Origin of the sequence: Vibrio sp. S12_S33 (assembly GCF_963889785.1) — a bacterium.
Lineage (GTDB): Bacteria > Pseudomonadota > Gammaproteobacteria > Enterobacterales > Vibrionaceae > Vibrio > Vibrio aestuarianus.
Genome location: NZ_CAWPQZ010000258.1, coordinates 1 through 447, shown reverse-complemented (window position 1 = coordinate 447; position 447 = coordinate 1). Strand labels below are relative to the sequence as shown.

Annotated in this window: 1 protein-coding gene; it reads left to right on the top strand. The window is 41.2% G+C overall.

The features are described 5' to 3' along the window. Nucleotides 1-447, top strand: a 447-nt coding sequence (locus AACW06_RS20065; RefSeq protein WP_202884125.1) for a GNAT family N-acetyltransferase, incomplete at both ends; no start/stop codon positions are given.

The window sequence follows — 447 nt, the reverse complement described above, 5'->3', positions numbered from 1 at the left end:
GAAGTAAGTACAACATCAGGTTTAGTCGAACAGCTAAATTCGTTACTAACTGATTGTATAGAAAGTGGAGCCTCTGTAGGCTTCTTAACACCAGTCGATGAACAAGAAGTAAAGTTGTATTGGTCATCTGTAGAGTCAGACCTCAAGTCGGGTGCGAGAAAACTGTTTCTTGCTTATGACAATGAAAATATTGTAGGTGCAGTTCAACTGTCTCTTTGTTCTAAGCCTAATGGCTCACATCGAGGGGAAGTTGAAAAACTTATGGTTCACACGGGAGCACGAGGAAAAGGTGTTAGTAAAAAACTAATGTCGCTAATGGAAAGCGTAGCTTGTGAACTTGGTTTGTCATTGCTGGTTCTCGACACACGTTTAGGTGACATTGCATCTTCATTATATCGTTCAATTGGTTATACCGAGGCAGGTCAAATTCCTCAGTTCGCACGTAGT